The organism is Cohnella sp. (assembly GCF_041640265.1).
Classification (GTDB): domain Bacteria; phylum Bacillota; class Bacilli; order Paenibacillales; family Paenibacillaceae; genus Cohnella.
In genome coordinates, this window is the sequence record NZ_JBEQAP010000015.1 from 1 (window position 1) to 16,627 (window position 16,627).

Genomic DNA, 16,627 nt, shown 5'->3' on the forward strand with positions numbered 1-16,627 from the left:
TACAGCCCGCCAATGCACCCAAACCAGCGACGCTGTTTGCATTATGTAAACTACAGCCCGCCAATGCACCCAAACCAGCGACGCTGTTTGCATTATGCAAACTATCGCTAAGCCCGGCTATTACACTCCGCCATGATCAGGCGAACGCCATCTGGTACAATGGGAGCAAGGTACGATAAGTTTCTTTAACCTGCTTCAAGAAAGCCTCTCCATCAGCGAGCAGGGGGTCGCCCCGCAAGACATGTATGCCGCATGTCAATTCGGAAGCCTTGACTGTCTTGAGCCGCATGAAGAGCTCAGACAGCTCGTCGTTCGTGAGCTCCGAATGAACGCTGCCGGTTGGCACCATATGATCCTTGGACCACACGAAGCTCCCGGGTACCGAAGCGCGAACAGAGTCTAGCTCAGCCAGCGCACGCTCTGCGAAGACGTTCTTATTGGGGCACTCGTAAATAATAGCGAATTGTACGAATACATGCGTCGACCACAGCCCGACTTGGAAGTGTGGATGAGCTTTGTAGCCCCGTTTGTTGTTAGCGAAGGCAACCCAAGTATCGTTCGGGGCATTCACTGTGCGTCTTGCATGCTTCGCGACATGAGTGAACATTTCCTCTCCGCATAATTCGCTGAGGCTTGGAGTTAGCTTATCTCCTATTAAGTGTAATTTCGGACGAACTCTTTCAATCAGCGCATCCATGCGCGCCTCTAGGCCTCCAATCTCGAATACTTCAAAATCGCGCTCGCCAAACCCGGCGAAAGCAGCTGCTGCAGTTGTTGCTTGTGTCATATTAGGAAACTCTCCCTGTCGTTTAATTTTTCAAATAGAAGATTGCAATTTGTGTTCGATCTCGGAGAGCTAGCTTTCCTAAGATTTCGGAGATGTAATTTTTGACGGTCCCTTCGCTTAAGAATAGTATATATGATCTGCTGTCTGCGCGCGAGAACGTTACTTTTTTTTCTGCATTATGCGGACTGCAAGGAAGCGTGCTTAACGAACGAGTTGAAGAAGCGCTTGAATTCACCGGCCTTCAGAAATTCGCACAGGACATGCCGGGTACTTTCTCCGGCGGGATGAAAAGACGATTAAATAGTCTGGTTGCCCGCTATCCGGATGGGGCTCGGAATTCTTCTTCTTCTATTAGCTGCCGTACTCCTAGCGTTCGGATCAACCATTTTACAGCCTGCCAAGGGTTAATTAGCCCATATCCAAACCCTCTTCGATCCTCGGAGCGGGTTTGTTGGATAAATTAGGTTAGAAAATAGTCAAGAAACCAAGTTGCCATAACATAAGATGGAGTATAAGATAGAAGTAAGAATAAATAGTCTGATAATTCGGTCAACATCTCAAGCCATGCGATTAATGCAGGAGGGGGGATGGCCGTGAACCGCAGTCATGAAGTGGAGTATTGCAACCTGGAGCTTCGGTTTGACCGCCGCCAAATTCAGAATCTGATCCGTGAGCTGATCCAGGAAGGTTATTCCTTGTACTGGAACGAGAGTGAGCACCAATTCATCGTATCCGTCCGAACCGGGAGGAAGCTGCTAAAGCTTAAATTTCTAAGGGTGCTTAATCGTTACAAAATGGTAGGAGATTATCTGGTCAAGGATGAGAAGCTGGCGATTTGGATCGAGAAGCTCATAGGCGATTCCCGCGGCCACGCCATTGTAAAGAGGTTCAACGACCGTCAAGTGCTTAGAATTGAGAACATCATGTTCGGTGAAATTATCCGTCTCGTGGAGGTGTCCGGCATGGAACATCGGATTATTTTTCAAAAACGACCGCAGATTACGGTAGAAGACATGGTTCAGGCTTTCAAATCTAAGAGAGCCGAGCAACGGGCGGGCGTACTGCGTCTTGAAATCGATTACGAGTTAGCTGTTCTTCATGAAGCGATTCAGAACGGATGGACGGAGCAGATCGAGTCGAGTAAGGAAAAGCTGAAGAGTATGCGAATAGAGATGTTGGTTCTGGAGCTCTGATGAGGAAGTATAACTATAAAGTCAAAAAAAAAGCGGAGCTCCTTAACGAAAAGGAATGCTCCGCTTTTGTATGATATAGGATTACTGCCGATTGAATCGCGTATTAAGCTTGTGCGAATTCCAATTCGATGTGTACTTTGATGGCGTCTCCGATTAGGAAACCGCCAGTTTCTAGCGCCGCGTTGTATGTCAGGCCGAAATCAGAGCGATTGATCACGCCGTCTGCTACAACACCCAATTTAATGTTGCCCCAAGGGTCTTTCGCAGGACCGGCAATCTCCGTGTTTAAAGTAATGGATTTCGTTACACCGGCAATCGTAATGTCGCCAGTTAGTGAGTAGTCGTCTCCGCCTTTTGCAACAAGCGAAGTCTTCTTGAAGATGATTTGTGGGAACTGCTCGACATTGAAGAAATCCGGGGATTTCAAGTGGCCGTCGCGTCCTTCGTCTTTGGTGTTGATGCTGTTCACGTCGATTGTAAGAGTTGCGTCTACAGCCGTGAGGTTGTCAGTGTCAGCGGTTACTGCCGCGTCGAACTCATTAAAGCTTCCGCGAACGTTAGTGATCATCATGTGACGTACACTAAAAGTAACACCGCTATGAGATTTGTCTAATTGCCAGTTGCTTGTTGTCATTTTGATTCACATCCCTTTAGTATTTATATATACTATTAAATATTAAGTTACGATATAAAGCAAGCGAAATTTATTAACTTGATTTTCAAATAACAGATCTAGGTTTTCTTCTTCGGGTAAAAAGAGTACAATGGTCGTATTGTGAAAATTTTAGGATCAAAGGATGAAGAAACCATGTCTAATGCAAACATCGGTGTTGTCGGCTTAGCTGTAATGGGACGTAACCTCGCTCTGAACATCGAGAGCCGCGGGTTTACCGTTGCGGTATTCAACCGCTCACCTGAAAAAACTCATGATTTGTTAAACACAGAAGGTCAAGGTAAGAAGCTTGTTGGAACTTTCTCAGTTGAAGAATTCGTGAACTCTCTGGAGAAGCCTCGCAGAATTCTAATCATGGTGCAAGCGGGTGCAGGAACGGATGCTACGATTGACTCCTTGCTGCCGCATCTGGATCAAGGCGATATTATTATTGATGGCGGAAACGCCTATTTCCCAGACACGCAGCGTCGCAGCAAAGATTTAACGGCTAAAGGCTTCCACTTCATTGGAACGGGAGTATCCGGCGGCGAAGAAGGCGCTTTGAAAGGCCCATCCATCATGCCGGGCGGACCCGAAGAAGCTTATCGTTTGGTAGAGCCGATTCTGACGGGCATCTCCGCGAAAGTAAACGGCGATCCTTGCTGTACTTACATCGGACCAGACGGTGCCGGACACTATGTCAAAATGGTGCACAACGGCATTGAATATGGCGATATGCAGCTCATTTGCGAAGCTTATCAGCTTCTAAAGGATATACTTGGCGTTTCCACGGACGAGCTGCATAACATCTTCAGCGAATGGAACAAAGGCGAGCTGGATAGCTACCTCATTGAAATTACAACAGATATATTCGCGCAGAAGGACCCGGAAACGGGCAAGCCTATGGTCGATGTCATTCTGGATGCTGCCGGACAGAAGGGAACGGGTAAATGGACGAGTCAAAGTGCGCTTGATCTGGGCGTTCCGCTGTCTATCATTACTGAATCCGTCTTCTCACGTTTCTTGTCTGCTATGAAGGAAGAGCGTGTGGCTGCAAGCAAGGTTCTCAAAGGACCGAAAACAAGCAAATTTCAAGGCGACAAAGCCGCGTTCATTGAAAGTGTTCGCAAAGCCTTGTTCGCAAGCAAAATTTGCTCCTACGCACAAGGGTTCGCTCAAATGCGCGCGGCTTCCGAAGAATATGGTTGGAACCTGCGTTATGGAGACATCGCGATGATCTTCCGCGGCGGTTGCATCATTCGCGCACGTTTCCTTCAAAACATCAAAGACGCCTATGACCGCGATCCACAGCTTCGCAACCTGCTGCTGGACGAGTATTTCAAAGACGTCGTTGAGAAGTATCAGGATGCGTGGCGCGAAGTGGTTTCGACTGCTATCAGCTATGGTATCCCAGTACCTTCATTCGCCAGCGCCATCGCTTATTACGACAGCTACCGCTCGGAGCGTTTGCCTGCGAACCTGCTTCAAGCGCAGCGGGATTATTTCGGCGCACATACATTCAAACGTTTAGATAAAGAAGGTTCGTTCCACCATGAATGGTTAAATTCATAAACTTAATCCGAATTTGAAGAGCAAGCAGCTGCGGCCGATCGAGCCCCGACCATTCGGGAGCTCATCGGCCATTTATATGATATGATAGAAAAATCGTAAAACAAAGGTATGCTAAGGCAGATTAACCCAAGCCAGCATACCCCCGACAAGGTTGGTAGTGCCTGTATATCCAAGAGACGCTAAGTACTGGCATGCTTGATCACTGCGATAGCCGCTGCGGCAGATGATGATGACTTCTTCCTCCCGTGGAATTTCGTCTAAACGCTGCGGCACTTGGCCCAGCGGCAAGTGAATGGCTCCCGGAATCATGCCTTGCGCGACCTCTTCGTCCTCGCGAACGTCAATCAAATGAATTTTTTCTCCGGCATCCAGTCGTGCTTTTAATTCCTCGACGGTTGTTGTCGTATAGTTACTCATCATTAGTCATCCTTTCTTGAAACTTATGTTCATCATAAGAAACTGTGCATAGAGCTGTCAATGAAGGGACAGAGGAATCATGAGGATCGTGCTTGGCATTGCCGTTGCCGGGTTTCTCGGGGCGATTGCCCGTTATCAGATCGGATACTTACTTCCGCAAGGCTCAGACGCTTCGTTCCCTTGGGCAACTCTACTCGTAAATTTACTTGGTTCCATACTGCTTGGTTATTTATTCGGCTTATTGAGCCGTAAACGCATGCCTGCATGGTGGGGGGAAGTAGCCGGGACTGGATTTCTGGGTGCATTTACGACCTTTAGCGCATTTAATGGGCAATTGTGGTTATTGTATGAGCATCGCGCTTTTCTATATGCTGGTGCTTATGTTTTGTTAAGCGCAATCGGGGGATGGATGCTTGCAGCTGCAGGACTGAACTGGGGAAGGGGCACAGCTGAATGAGCCTATGGCTTGCCTTGTTAGTCGGAGCAGGAGGTGCAATCGGTTCCTTGCTTCGTTATGGAATCGGCCGCTTGGTTATCGCCAGACAAAAGCCTAGTTTCTATGGAACACTAATCGTAAATCTGGCAGGGTCATTTGCCATTGGAATTTTTATTGGACTGAACTGGGAGCATCAGTATCAAGCTGTTTATGCATTTACGGTAATTGGCCTATTAGGTGGACTCACCACCTATTCGACACTGAATGTTCAGAAAGCAACGATGGTTAACAATGAATCTAGACATGTACTGGCCGGTTACATGGCTGCCACCTATTTAGGGGGCTGGAGTTTAACGGCAATCGGTGTTGGATTAGGATATCTACTATATACATAACGTACTAGGAGAGTGTTTGTTCATGGATATGATCGTAAACCCAACTGGCAGACTTGAAGGCGAAATGCAAGCGTTATCCTCCAAAAATTACACAACCCGGTATCTTCTTGTCTCGGCATTGGCCGAAGGGACAAGTACGATTTTGTATCCGGCACACAGCGAAGACGGTGAAGCTATGCGGCGCTGTATTCGCGATTTAGGGGCAGTGGTTGAAGAGGATGCGGAGAAAATTGTCATTACCGGCTTCGGCCGTAACCCCAAGCCTGCAAAGGAATTAAATGTCGGGAATGCCGGAGCTGTTCTCCGTTTCATTATGTCCATTGCCGCTTTACTTCCCGAAGTTTACTTTGTGAACGCTTATCCTCAATCGCTAGGCAAGCGACCGCATGATGATTTGATCGTGGCTCTTGAAAGTATGGGAGTTGATATCGAGCATGAGAATGGACGCTTACCAATGACAATCCGAGGCGGGAACCCTCGCGGCGGTAAAATTCAGGTGTCGGGAAACATTAGCTCGCAATTCCTTAGCTCCTTGTTGTTCTTGACTCCGCTGCTTAGTGAGGACAGTGAAATTGAGGTGCTGCATGATTTGAAGTCCAAGGTCGTTATCGGACAAACGCTCGAGGTGCTTGCACAGGCGGGTATTAAGGTCGAAGCCTCTGAGGATCTGATGCATTACCGGATTCCCGGCAACCAGAAGTACAAAGCTCAAACCTATACCGTTCAAGGCGATTATCCAGGCTCTGCCGCAATTCTCGCGGCAGCTGCGGTTACGGAATCGGATGTGATTGTTCATCGTCTGTTGGAGGAAAGCAAGCAAGGAGAACGGGCGGTTGTTGATGTGCTTCGAGCGATGAATGTCCCTCTAACCCATGAGAATGGCATTGTTCACGTGAAAGGGAATGGCCGACTAACGGCAGGGGAGTTCGATGGAGATGAATTTACCGATGGTGTTCTAGCCATGGTAGCTGCAGCGGTATTCGCTGAAGGGACTTCACGTTTCTATAACGTAGAAAATCTGCGTTACAAGGAATGCGATCGGATCACCGATTACTTGGCAGAGCTTCGCAAAGCCGGAGCGCGCGTAGAAGAGAAGCAGGATGAGATTATCGTTCATGGCCGTCCCGAAGGCGTTGAAGGCGGCGTAGAAATCGATTCTCACATTGATCACCGGGTTATTATGGCGTTAACGATAGTCGGCTTACGTTCTGCTCAGCCAATTCGAATCAAGGATGCCCATCACGTAGCTAAGTCGTATCCGCAATATTTCGATCATCTGAAAGCGCTTGGCGCCAAGGTAGAGTGGGTAAACTAAGTTAGCTCTTATAAGGAGGCTTAATCGATGTCATATACTCACCCGCCACGTGAAGAGATTAAGAAAATACTTGAGCAATCAACTACAATTGCCGTTGTAGGACTATCAGATGATCCATCCAAAACCTCGCATATGGTTTCCGAGGCTATGCAACAGAAGGGCTACAAGATCATTCCTGTTAATCCGAACGCGGCAACTATACTAGGTGAGACTAGCTATGCCTCGCTTAAGGACGTTCCCGTTCCGATTGATATCGTTAACGTCTTCCGCCGTCCCGAGCATACACCTCCGATTGCGGAAGAAGCCGTTGCTGTAGGTGCCAAAGTTCTCTGGCTTCAGCTGGGCATCTCGAACGAAGAAGCAGCAGCAATAGCGTCCGATGGCGGTCTGCAAGTCATCATGGATCGCTGTATCAAGGTGGAGGACTCCATCCTGCTGCCAAACGGTAAATCCTAATTTCAATAAATAACGGATAAGGTTCTTACCACCTAGTGAAAGGAGGGGGAAATAGACTCATGTTCGGAGTCGGCTATCTCCAAAGGCTTGGACGGGCTATGATGCTCCCGATGACGGTGCTTCCTGCCGCCGCTATATTTCTTATGTTATCGAGATTGCCATGGGAAGCCATGGGATGGCCGCAAGTACCAGAGCTCCTGTACGCAGCGGGGATGGGAATCTTTCAATTCGTGCCCTATGTATTTGCGATTGGAATAGCCCTTGGTATGTCCAATCAGACTGCTGCAGCTGGGATGGCGGCGTTGACTGGGATGTTTATTTTTCATATTGTCACCCACACCTATGATCCGTCCGGCGTTCAACCCTCTATGTTCGCGGGTGCTGTTATCGGAATATTGTCCGGATGGGCTCATGACCGTTTTAAAACCTTTCAATTGCCTGAGTTTTTGCAATTTTTCGGAGGTACCCGATTTGTTCCGTTATTCATGAGCGTAGTTTCACTCTTGTTTGCTTGTCTTATGATCGGTGCAGGCGAGGGTCTGAGAAGCTGGGCGGCTTCAGCCGGAACTCTCGTCTATTCAGCCGGCGGCTTCGGTATTTTCTTATATGGCTTTCTGCATCGGATTCTAGTTGCATTCGGACTTCATCATTTGTTGAATCACTTATTCTGGTTTCAAGTAGGTGAGTATAAGAGCGCTGAAGACGTCGTATACTTTGGTGATTTGCCTCGTTTTTTTGCGGGTGATCCTACTGCAGGCATATTTATGGCGGGGTTGTATCCAACGATGATGTTTGCCCTGCCGGCGATTGCTTTTGCCATTATCCACGAGGCGAGGGAGGACTTGAAGCCCAAAACCAAAAAGCAATTTCGCACGGCGGCCCTCGGCTCTTTTCTTACAGGGATAACGGAGCCCATAGAGTTTGCGTTCTTATTCGTAGCCCCTTATTTATTTCTTGTCCATGCGCTTTTGTCTGGCGGGATCATGTGGCTTGTGTACGAGCTTAGCATTCATCATGGATTCACGTTCTCGGCAGGGGCGCTGGAGTTTTTGGTGAATATGCCTCTTGCTGCGCGAGGGTGGCTATTACTTCCGATCGGTCTCGCAGTCGGGCTGCTATATTACGTCTTGTTCCGATATAGCATTCGTCGATTTCAATTGCCGACTCCTGGACGCGAGGACGCGACGAGATTGGATGACTGGGCGGGTGATATCCCTTACCGTGCCCCGTTAATCTTGCAAGCCTTAGGCGGCAAAGAGAATATGATCAGGTTTGAAGCTTGTATTACGCGTCTTCGGTTAACCTTGGAGGACGATCGAAGAGTGGATGTGCAGTCACTAAGGCACCTAGGGGCTGCGGGGGTCATTCGGCTTGGCGGGGGTCATGTACAGGTCGTATTCGGTACCTTCTCGGAGCTCATCAAGGAAGAGATTCAGAAGCTGATGCAGCTGGATGTGCAGCAGGTCCAATTCCATGCTCCTGTACAGGGTAGAATGATACCTCTTGAAGAGGTAGACGATCCCATTTTCGCGCAGCGATTGGTCGGCCGCGGTGTAGCCTTTATTCCGGACAAAGGCGAGCTGGTAGCTCCGGTTCAGGGGAAGGTTATCCATATACACCCTTCGTTGCATGCGATTGGCTTGGAGACCAAAGACGGCCTGGAGGTCCTTCTGCATGTCGGCATTAATACCTCACATCTGGAAGGGAAAGGCTTTACGATTCTCACCAAAATCGGAGATGAAGTATCGCCGGGGCAGCCTCTTCTGAAGTTCCATATCCCTAGCTTGAAGCTGCATGCCAAATCATTAGCAACACCGATGGTCATAACAAATCCTGATATCGTTAAATCTTGGCGGTTCGCACCATTTAAAGCAGTCAAAAAGGGTCAGGCTGCTGTAATGTCTGTGGTCGTGCACGATAGAGAGAAGAAGGGGGCAGAGAAATGATTCAAGCTTTAGGGGCCTCGGATGGTATTGCAATCGGTAAAGCATTTGTTTTGCCTCATTGGGAATGGGAGCTGCCGGATCAGAGGATCGACGTGGCTGATTTAGCTAAGGAGTTCGATCGACTATACGAAGGCATCCGTCGCTCTAAAACAGAAATCACGCAAATGAAGACGGAGCTTGACGAGGCAGTCGGATCGGAAGAGTCAAGTATTTTCGATGCCCATATTGCTATACTTGAAGATCCCGTATTCATGAATGAAATTCAAGGCATTATTCAAAGGCAATACAAAGTGGCAGAGGTAGCGGTTAAAGAAGCAATTGATCACTTTGTGACCATGTTTGATCTTCTCGATGATGAATATATGAAAGAACGCGCCCTCGATATTAAGGATGTGGGTAACCGCTTGCTCAAGCATCTGCTTGGAGCCCCGGATATTGCTCTGCCCGAAGATACTCAGCCCTTCGTGTTGGTCGTACGCGAGCTTTCCCCCTCGCAGCTCATTCATCTGAAGCCTGAGCTCGTCCTCGGAATCGTCACGATGATCGGAAGTCCAACCTCGCATTCCGCTATTATGGCCCGGGCATTCGGTATACCGATGGTGATGGGAGTAGAAGGGAAGCTCGAGCATCTCATTGGCACCGGGGACCTGTTAATCGTGGATGGAGGAGCAGGCCTGCTGCAGGTGGAGCCGACTCCAGAAACGATATCACGGTATACGGAACTCCGCAAAAGTCAGTTAGCGGCAAGAGAACAGCTCTTATCGATCGTAGAACTGCCAGCCATAACGACGGATGGAATCGCTCTGAAGCTGGCGGCGAATATCAGCTCATTAAAGGAATTAGAAGCAGCGCTGAGCAACGGAGCGCAGGGCGTAGGGCTGTTTCGGACGGAATTTCTTTACATGGATCGTGATCATTTCCCTACTGAAGAACAACAATTCGCTGTTTACCGAGCAGTCGCGGAGAAGCTTCAGGGAGAAACATTGATTATTCGGACCTTGGATATCGGCGGTGACAAGCAGCTTGATTATTACGAGCTGCCTGAGGAAGTTAACCCCTTTCTTGGGTTCAGAGCCATTCGTTTCAGCTTGGAGCGCAAGGATTTGTTCAAAGTCCAGTTAAGAGCTATTCTTAGAGCTTCCGTCTATGGCAACATTAAGATCATGTACCCGCTTATTGCTTCCGTAGAAGAGGTCCGCGAGGCGAATGAGGTATTGGCTGAGGCGGAGCGCGAACTTTTGGAAGAGGGTATTCCCTACATGGCGCATATCCCAACAGGCATTATGATCGAGGTTCCCGCTGCGGTAGCGATCGCGGATTTATTAGCCCGGGAGGTATCCTTCTTCAGTATAGGAACGAATGATTTGATCCAGTTTACATTGGCTGTAGACCGAATGAATGAACAGATTAACCATTTATATGAACCGTATCATCCGGCCATTCTTAGAATGATTCGAGCTGTTACCAAAGCGGCTAAAGAGCGTGGTATTCCAGTCAGCGTCTGCGGGGAAATCGCGGGTGACGTGAATGCATTGCCGATTTGGCTTGGCCTTGGCATCGAGGAGCTTAGCTTATCTGCTCAAGCCATTCTGCCGGTGAAACAGAGCGTGCTCCGGACAAAGGCAGCAGATAGCCGTAAGCTGCTAGAGGAGATGTTCCGGTGCGCGACAGCAGGGGAAATCCGCCGGCTGGCAAATCAGTTTCACGCGGAAGCGGCGCTTACACCCGGCAGCGTTCAATAAAGAGTGTGAAGGCAGCGTAAAAAGCCTCCGCACCGCTGGCATAGGGGATACCCGGCGGCATGAAGGCTAGCTATCATACAATGAAAAGATTATTCACGGTTAAACAGAAGGTCGCAGAAGGCTTTGGCGTACGGTGGAAGATCAGGCGGTCTGCGGGCGGATACGATATTCCGATCGATCACGACTGCTTCATCCAGCCAGATCGAACCGGCATTTTCCATATCGTCCCGAATTCCAGGCGTGGAGGTAACCGTTCTACCCTCCAAGATTTTAGCGGATATGAGTACCCAACCGGCATGGCAGATTTGGCCGATCGGTTTGTTTAGCTCGTTCATCCGTCTTATGAAGTCTAGTACTCTCGGATCTCTACGGATTTTGTCCGGTGCCCAGCCTCCGGGTACAAGAACTCCGTCAAAGCGATCCGCATCAAGCTCATCATACGAAATATCAGCTATGGCAGGAACGCCATATTTTCCGATATGCTTACGGCCCTTCTCAGGACCGGCATACAGGACTTCGGCTCCTTCTTCGCGAGCTCGATATACGGGATACCATAGTTCTAGATCCTCGAATTCATCATCCAGCAAACATACGACACTTTTGGTTGCAGACATTCGTGAGCCTCCAATCTTTGATTTAAGGGGTTCATCAGACATCTATTGTACCAAATCATAAGTCATCCTTCACGTTTGTTTTCGAGAAAAGAAAGGAGCTCATCTATTTGGCAATATACAAGCGAGCTTGGCGATACCTTCCGGCCATCCTCTGTATGCTGGCAATCTTCATTTTTTCCTCGCGCAGCGGGGATCAATTGGATAGCGTTCTGCCTTGGGTTCAGAAATGGCTGCCTTGGTTGACGGATTTCAATCCGATGCATTATGTCGCTTTTTTTATTCTCGGCTTAACTGTTGCTTTTGCTCTTGGAAAGCTGGCAGGGACTTGGCTGGGATGTTTGTTAAACGTCGCGATATGCACGTTATACGGAATTACGGATGAATGGCATCAAGCATATGTTCCGATGAGGAGTCCAGACAGCTTAGATTTGTGGCATGATGCTATTGGTGCAGGGGCAGCCAGCCTTCTAGTCCTATTTGGCTTTTTTCTGAATAGAGGACGGAATTCCAGAAATTACACCGGCAGTTAAAGCAGGATTTGAGGAGTTGTAAACGAATATATTTGGGATGTAAGCTCTTTTTGTTTAAAGGAGAGAATCCCGTTGCTTAAAACCTGCTCATGCGGAGGAAATATGAATCTCAAGCTCCGTACCGTTATTTTCGCGAGAAAAGTAAAAATTAACAATGTCCCAGTGTACAATTGTTCCCAATGTGGACGTCATGATGTATTCCCAGGAGTCAAGGAAGACGTTGGAAAGCTGGTAGGTCAATTAGGATCTAAGCCAGCGGCCCATAGTATCCCGTTCGATCAGGTACATGAGTGGGCAGGCGTGCTATCCCATGTGATGAACCAAGCGGATTCGCTGCAAGCCTCAGTTGTTGCTAGGGCGGCTGAAGAGAGAGTGAATCAATTGCTAGACTTATTGTTGATTGCCTCATCATTAGGGGATAAAATGTGGAAGAGTGAATTACATAACCGATTATCCCAATTAAGCGCGCAATATATATCATAGACAGAGAAGGGGGCTGCAGCTCCCTTTTTTTGCGAACGGCTTACTTTTCTGCTACTCTTAGCTTATTGTGTTTCTAGGAGGCTAAAAATGATGGCAGAAATTCAGCAATTAATGTCAGTGAACCAATGGGACGTTGCTTTGAAGGCGTCTTCCGAGAAGCCCTTGCTTGTTTTCAAGCACAGCACGAGCTGTTCCGTCAGTGCAGGTGCTCACGAGGAATTGATGAACTATATCAAAGATACGAATACAGCGCCAGTCGATTTCGCCATTGTACATGTTATTGAAGAACGCCCGATAAGCAATGCGATTGCAGAACAGCTGGGAATTAAACATGCTTCTCCGCAAGCCATTCTTGTGAAGGACGGAGAGGCTGTTTGGGATACTTCCCATTGGCATATTACATATGCCTTCCTTTCAGAGAAGCTAGGCAGCCCTGCAAATAGCCAATAATATCGAATTCACATTCTGATTACATTCATGTCAGATTGCTAAACATGAGGTTTTGTCGTATGATTACCTTTATAATCCATGATCGGACAAGCATCTGCTCTCCGATCACGAACATTGGAGCGAATTCTAGTGACGGTAACCATTTATGATGTGGCACGTGAAGCCGGAGTTTCGATGGCGACGGTTTCTCGCGTTGTCAACAACAATCCTAATGTTAAACCCCAAACTCGCAAGAAGGTATTCGAAGCCATCGAACGCCTTGGCTATCGACCGAACGCGGTTGCACGAGGTTTAGCAAGCAAGAAGACGACGACCGTTGGCGTTGTCATTCCCGATATCGCCAATGCCATATTTGCTGAGGTGGCAAGAGGAATAGAAGATATTGCGAATATGTACCATTACAATATTATTCTTTGTAATGCAGATAAACGCAAAGACAAAGAAATCAGAGTCATTAACACCCTCCTGGAGAAGCAAGTAGACGGCTTGTTATTCATGGGCGGTGCTGTGACTGAAGAGCACATTCAAGCGTTCCGATCCTCAAATGTACCGATTGTTCTTTGTGCGACAACCGATGATAAGGGTACAATTCCTTCCGTCGATATCGACCATGAAGGAGCGGCATTTGACGCGGTTAACCGACTCATCGCTGAGGGACATAAGTCTATTGCGATGATCAGCGGTACCCTGCAGGATCCTGCGAATGGATATGCTCGTTTCCAAGGTTACAAACGCTCTTTGGAGCAAGCAGGTATTCCTTATCGCGAGGAATTCGTAAGAGTGGGTAATTATAAGTACGAATCAGGCATCGATGCGATGCAGTACTTCCTGGACTTGCCTGAGCGGCCTACTGCAGTTTTCTCTGCGACAGATGAGATGGCTATCGGAGCTATTCATTGTATCCAGGATGCAGGGTTAAACGTTCCAGAGGATGTATCTGTCATTAGCGTGGATAATAGCCGTATTTCATCGATGGTTCGTCCTCTTCTGACCACAGTTGCCCAACCGATGTACGATATCGGGGCCGTTTCTATGAGACTTCTTACGAAGCTTATGAAGAAGGAGTCCGTGGAAAATTCGAAGGTAACTTTACCGCATGAATTAATCATACGACGTTCCGTAACCGGACCCAAAGGCAACTAATACGAATAAAATACAAATAGAATGCCCTGCCTCGGTCAATACTTGACCGGTGCGGGGCCTCTTTATGAGAGAAGGAAGATTGAGATGGTCTATGGAACAATTGGTATTATGGGAGCCATGCAGGAGGAGATTGACCTTCTGTTAGCGCAGTTGCAGGATGCGACGGCAGAGGAGCATGCAGGTATCACTTATCATCGCGGCGTATTTCAAGGTAAGAGGGTTGTTCTAACCCGTTCTGGAGTAGGTAAAGTGAATGCGGCGGTATGTACTCAAATCTTAATTAATAGCTTTAATACGGATGTGATCATCTTCACTGGAGTGGCAGGAGCAGTTGATCCGATTTTAAACATCGGTGACATTGTTGTTTCTACAAGCAGCCTGCAGCACGACGTGGATGTGACGGCTTTAGGATTCCCGCGCGGTACGATCCCCTTTCAGGATGTATCGGAATACCCATCGGACAGCGGATTAGTGAAGCTGGCTGAAGAAGCCGGGAAAACGGTTTATCCGGGGCGCTGTCATAAGGGTAAGGTTTTATCGGGTGATCAGTTTATTGCGGATCGTGGAGTCGTTAAGCGACTTTACGAGGAGCTAGGAGGGGCATGCACAGAGATGGAAGGGGCAGCAGTAGCTCAAGTGTGCTATATGAATGCTATTCCGCACGTGATCATTCGTTCGATGTCAGATAAAGCTGACGGGTCCGCGCATGTTAACTTCGCGGAATTTACAGTGGAGGCAGCAAATCGATCCTACGCTATCGTGAATGAGATGATTAAACAGCTATAGGCTGTAGGCTTCTGAGGAAAGTACCGCAAGGTGCGCACGTAATGTAAAGGCAGCTCCAAACAGTCGAAGACTTTTGGAGCTGCCTCTGTATATACTCGCGTGAAGCGCGGAAACACCTAAACTAACTACTTCCACACCTCTAACACGCTCACAGCGTCTTAATCCACCTAAACTAACTGCTTCTACACCTCTAACACGCTCACAGCGTCTTAATCCACCTAAACTAACTGCTTCCACACCTCTAACACGCTCACAGCGTCTTAATCCACCTAAACTAACTGCTTCCACACCTCTAACACGCTCACAGCGTCTTAATCCGCCTAAACTAACTGCTTCCACACCTCTAACACGCTCACAGCGTCTTAATCCGCCTAAACTAACTGCTTCCGCGCCTCTAACACGCTCGGAGCGTCTTAATCCGCCTAAACTAACTGCTTCCGCACCTCTAACACGACCCTTTAGGGTTATTTTGTTCCTGAATAACGGCAACGAAATGTCTAGCCGATATGCTGTAGAGCAATCTCGAGCATGGCTTTATTTTTTGCTGAAATTTCAGCCCTTCTTGGCATAGGTATCCAGGTGCTGGTGTCATCAAGCCATGTTTGGGGAAGCTGAGAGGGCGCGTCAGCCAGTTGAAAAGCCGGCCATTGCGGTGGCAACAAACCTCCATGAGGTAAGCTGTCAATCTGCGCAAGTAACGGATGACCGCTCATTTCCAGCCATAGCAGACTCCAGGCTCGCGGAACAACGCGCCAATGATCATAGCCTCCGCCGCCAAGTGCCACCCACTTCCCTTGTGAATGACGCACTGCTGCATCATGGATAATTCTAGGCATTTCACGATAAATTTTCATGCTGCAATGAATATGAGCAAGCGGATCGAAGGCATGCGCATCGCAGCCATGCTGAGTGACAATGATATCTGGCTTGAAGCTGCGTCCTGCATGATCTACAGCCTCTTGAAAACATTCCAGCCAGGACTCGTCTTCCGTATAGGGCTCCATGGATAGGTTAAGACAAGCCCCGTAACCAGAAGCTTCTCCTCTTTCATGGTGGAAGCCCGTTCCAGGAAATAGGAACTTGCCTGTCTCGTGTATGGATAGTGTAAAGACGTCAGGATCCGTATAGAAAAACCACTGAACACCATCCCCATGATGAACATCGGTATCGATATAAAGGACACGCGCATGATATTTTTGACGAATGTAGGAGATTGCTGCGGCAGCATCATTATACACACAGAAGCCAGAGGCCCGATCAGGGAATGCATGATGCAGTCCGCCAGCCAGGTTCAGCGCATGTTCCGATCGACCGGACATAACCGCATCGGCAGCGGCGAGAGAACCGGCGGTCACGCTAAGTGCGGCTTTATGCATACCTGGGAAAAACGGGGTGTCGCCATCTGTTTGCAATCCGTATTTCTCCGCCAACCTGATTGCGGTTTGATTCGGAGATGTACTGCTAAGCGCAGTAACAGCATCAATATAATCCGCCCGATGGATCTCTCTAATTACCCTTTCAGCTTCTATCAGAGAGAAGGCAGAAGTTATCTGAGCATCATCCAACGAATGACTTGCTTGCAGTAGATTCTCCGTTAATTGTAGGCGTATCGGATGAAAGGGATGCTCGTCATGGAACCGATATTGCTCGGAAGCTTTATTGTTAATCCAAATTGATCGAGAATTCAGAGAAGGTCGCCTGCCTTTCAAA

Annotated in this window: 19 protein-coding genes and 1 pseudogene; 14 read left to right on the forward strand and 6 right to left on the reverse strand. The window is 48.2% G+C overall.

Features of this window, described 5'->3' with window-relative positions; genetic code table 11:
* Positions 1-136 precede the first annotated feature (136 nt).
* Complete coding sequence (locus ACESLK_RS12795) at positions 137-787, reverse strand: DUF1054 domain-containing protein (protein WP_373229861.1); 651 nt, start codon at positions 785-787, stop codon at positions 137-139.
* A 22-nt stretch (positions 788-809) separates the two neighbouring features.
* Positions 810-914: pseudogene (locus ACESLK_RS12800) on the reverse strand (LuxR C-terminal-related transcriptional regulator); the annotation flags it as partial.
* Between ACESLK_RS12800 and ACESLK_RS12805 the strand changes: the two are divergent.
* Positions 889-1,251, forward strand: coding sequence for an ATP-binding cassette domain-containing protein (locus tag ACESLK_RS12805; protein ID WP_373229979.1), 363 nt, complete (start codon positions 889-891; stop codon positions 1,249-1,251). The pseudogene ACESLK_RS12800 and the gene ACESLK_RS12805 sit on opposite strands and share 26 nt — an antisense overlap.
* 129 nt (positions 1,252-1,380) lie before the next feature.
* Positions 1,381-1,980 carry a hypothetical protein gene (locus ACESLK_RS12810; protein WP_373229862.1) on the forward strand — a complete coding sequence of 200 codons (600 nt, stop codon included), beginning with the start codon at positions 1,381-1,383 and terminating at the stop codon, positions 1,978-1,980.
* Between the two features lie 103 nt (positions 1,981-2,083).
* Here ACESLK_RS12810 and ACESLK_RS12815 read toward each other — a convergent pair whose 3' ends face one another.
* On the reverse strand, positions 2,084-2,614 hold the full coding sequence (locus ACESLK_RS12815) for a YceI family protein (protein ID WP_373229863.1): 531 nt from the start codon (positions 2,612-2,614) through the stop codon (positions 2,084-2,086).
* A gap of 174 nt (positions 2,615-2,788) precedes the next feature.
* Between ACESLK_RS12815 and gndA the strand changes: the two genes are divergently transcribed.
* On the forward strand, positions 2,789-4,204 hold the full coding sequence (gene gndA / locus ACESLK_RS12820) for an NADP-dependent phosphogluconate dehydrogenase (RefSeq protein ID WP_373229864.1): 1,416 nt from the start codon (positions 2,789-2,791) through the stop codon (positions 4,202-4,204).
* Between the two features lie 111 nt (positions 4,205-4,315).
* Here gndA and ACESLK_RS12825 read toward each other — a convergent pair whose 3' ends face one another.
* Entirely contained in the window at positions 4,316-4,621 is a 306-nt protein-coding gene (locus ACESLK_RS12825) for a rhodanese-like domain-containing protein (protein WP_373229865.1), read from the reverse strand.
* Positions 4,622-4,700: 79 nt separating this feature from the next.
* On the opposite strand from ACESLK_RS12825, the gene ACESLK_RS12830 reads away from it, so the two are divergent.
* Genes ACESLK_RS12830 through ptsP form a run of 6 tightly spaced genes read left to right on the forward strand, consistent with a single transcriptional unit; the run spans position 4,701 to position 10,911 of the window.
* Positions 4,701-5,078: a fluoride efflux transporter FluC gene (locus tag ACESLK_RS12830; RefSeq protein WP_373229866.1), complete on the forward strand. Its 378-nt coding sequence runs from the start codon at positions 4,701-4,703 to the stop codon at positions 5,076-5,078.
* Positions 5,075-5,452: a fluoride efflux transporter FluC gene (locus tag ACESLK_RS12835; protein WP_373229867.1), complete on the forward strand. Its 378-nt coding sequence runs from the start codon at positions 5,075-5,077 to the stop codon at positions 5,450-5,452. The genes ACESLK_RS12830 and ACESLK_RS12835 overlap by 4 nt, the downstream gene beginning before the upstream one ends.
* Before the next feature lie 22 nt (positions 5,453-5,474).
* Complete coding sequence (aroA, locus tag ACESLK_RS12840; RefSeq protein ID WP_373229868.1) at positions 5,475-6,767, forward strand: 3-phosphoshikimate 1-carboxyvinyltransferase; 1,293 nt, start codon at positions 5,475-5,477, stop codon at positions 6,765-6,767.
* A gap of 27 nt (positions 6,768-6,794) precedes the next feature.
* Positions 6,795-7,223, forward strand: a complete 429-nt coding sequence (locus tag ACESLK_RS12845) for a CoA-binding protein (protein WP_373229869.1) — start codon at positions 6,795-6,797, stop codon at positions 7,221-7,223.
* Between the two features lie 59 nt (positions 7,224-7,282).
* Positions 7,283-9,169 (forward strand): glucose PTS transporter subunit IIA, encoded by a 1,887-nt coding sequence (locus ACESLK_RS12850; RefSeq protein WP_373229870.1) that lies wholly within the window; start codon positions 7,283-7,285, stop codon positions 9,167-9,169.
* Positions 9,166-10,911 (forward strand): phosphoenolpyruvate--protein phosphotransferase, encoded by a 1,746-nt coding sequence (gene ptsP / locus ACESLK_RS12855; protein WP_373229871.1) that lies wholly within the window; start codon positions 9,166-9,168, stop codon positions 10,909-10,911. The genes ACESLK_RS12850 and ptsP overlap by 4 nt, the downstream gene beginning before the upstream one ends.
* Positions 10,912-11,000: 89 nt before the next feature.
* Here the strand turns inward: ptsP and ACESLK_RS12860 are convergent, their stop codons facing one another.
* Complete coding sequence (locus tag ACESLK_RS12860) at positions 11,001-11,525, reverse strand: type 1 glutamine amidotransferase domain-containing protein (protein ID WP_373229872.1); 525 nt, start codon at positions 11,523-11,525, stop codon at positions 11,001-11,003.
* A gap of 107 nt (positions 11,526-11,632) precedes the next feature.
* Between ACESLK_RS12860 and ACESLK_RS12865 the strand changes: the two genes are divergently transcribed.
* From ACESLK_RS12865 to ACESLK_RS12885, 5 genes are all read left to right on the forward strand, one after another.
* Positions 11,633-12,055: a VanZ family protein gene (locus ACESLK_RS12865; protein WP_373229873.1), complete on the forward strand. Its 423-nt coding sequence runs from the start codon at positions 11,633-11,635 to the stop codon at positions 12,053-12,055.
* 102 nt (positions 12,056-12,157) lie between these two features.
* On the forward strand, positions 12,158-12,538 hold the full coding sequence (locus ACESLK_RS12870; RefSeq protein ID WP_373229874.1) for a hypothetical protein: 381 nt from the start codon (positions 12,158-12,160) through the stop codon (positions 12,536-12,538).
* 87 nt (positions 12,539-12,625) lie between these two features.
* Positions 12,626-12,988, forward strand: coding sequence for a bacillithiol system redox-active protein YtxJ (gene ytxJ / locus ACESLK_RS12875; RefSeq protein WP_373229875.1), 363 nt, complete (start codon positions 12,626-12,628; stop codon positions 12,986-12,988).
* A gap of 129 nt (positions 12,989-13,117) precedes the next feature.
* Positions 13,118-14,131, forward strand: coding sequence for a catabolite control protein A (gene ccpA, locus ACESLK_RS12880; protein WP_373229876.1), 1,014 nt, complete (start codon positions 13,118-13,120; stop codon positions 14,129-14,131).
* An 84-nt stretch (positions 14,132-14,215) separates the two neighbouring features.
* Positions 14,216-14,917 carry a 5'-methylthioadenosine/adenosylhomocysteine nucleosidase gene (locus ACESLK_RS12885; protein ID WP_373229878.1) on the forward strand — a complete coding sequence of 234 codons (702 nt, stop codon included), beginning with the start codon at positions 14,216-14,218 and terminating at the stop codon, positions 14,915-14,917.
* Between the two features lie 497 nt (positions 14,918-15,414).
* On the opposite strand, the gene ACESLK_RS12890 is transcribed toward ACESLK_RS12885, so the two are convergent.
* Entirely contained in the window at positions 15,415-16,626 is a 1,212-nt protein-coding gene (locus ACESLK_RS12890; protein ID WP_373229880.1) for an acetoin utilization protein AcuC, read from the reverse strand.
* Position 16,627 lies beyond the last annotated feature (1 nt).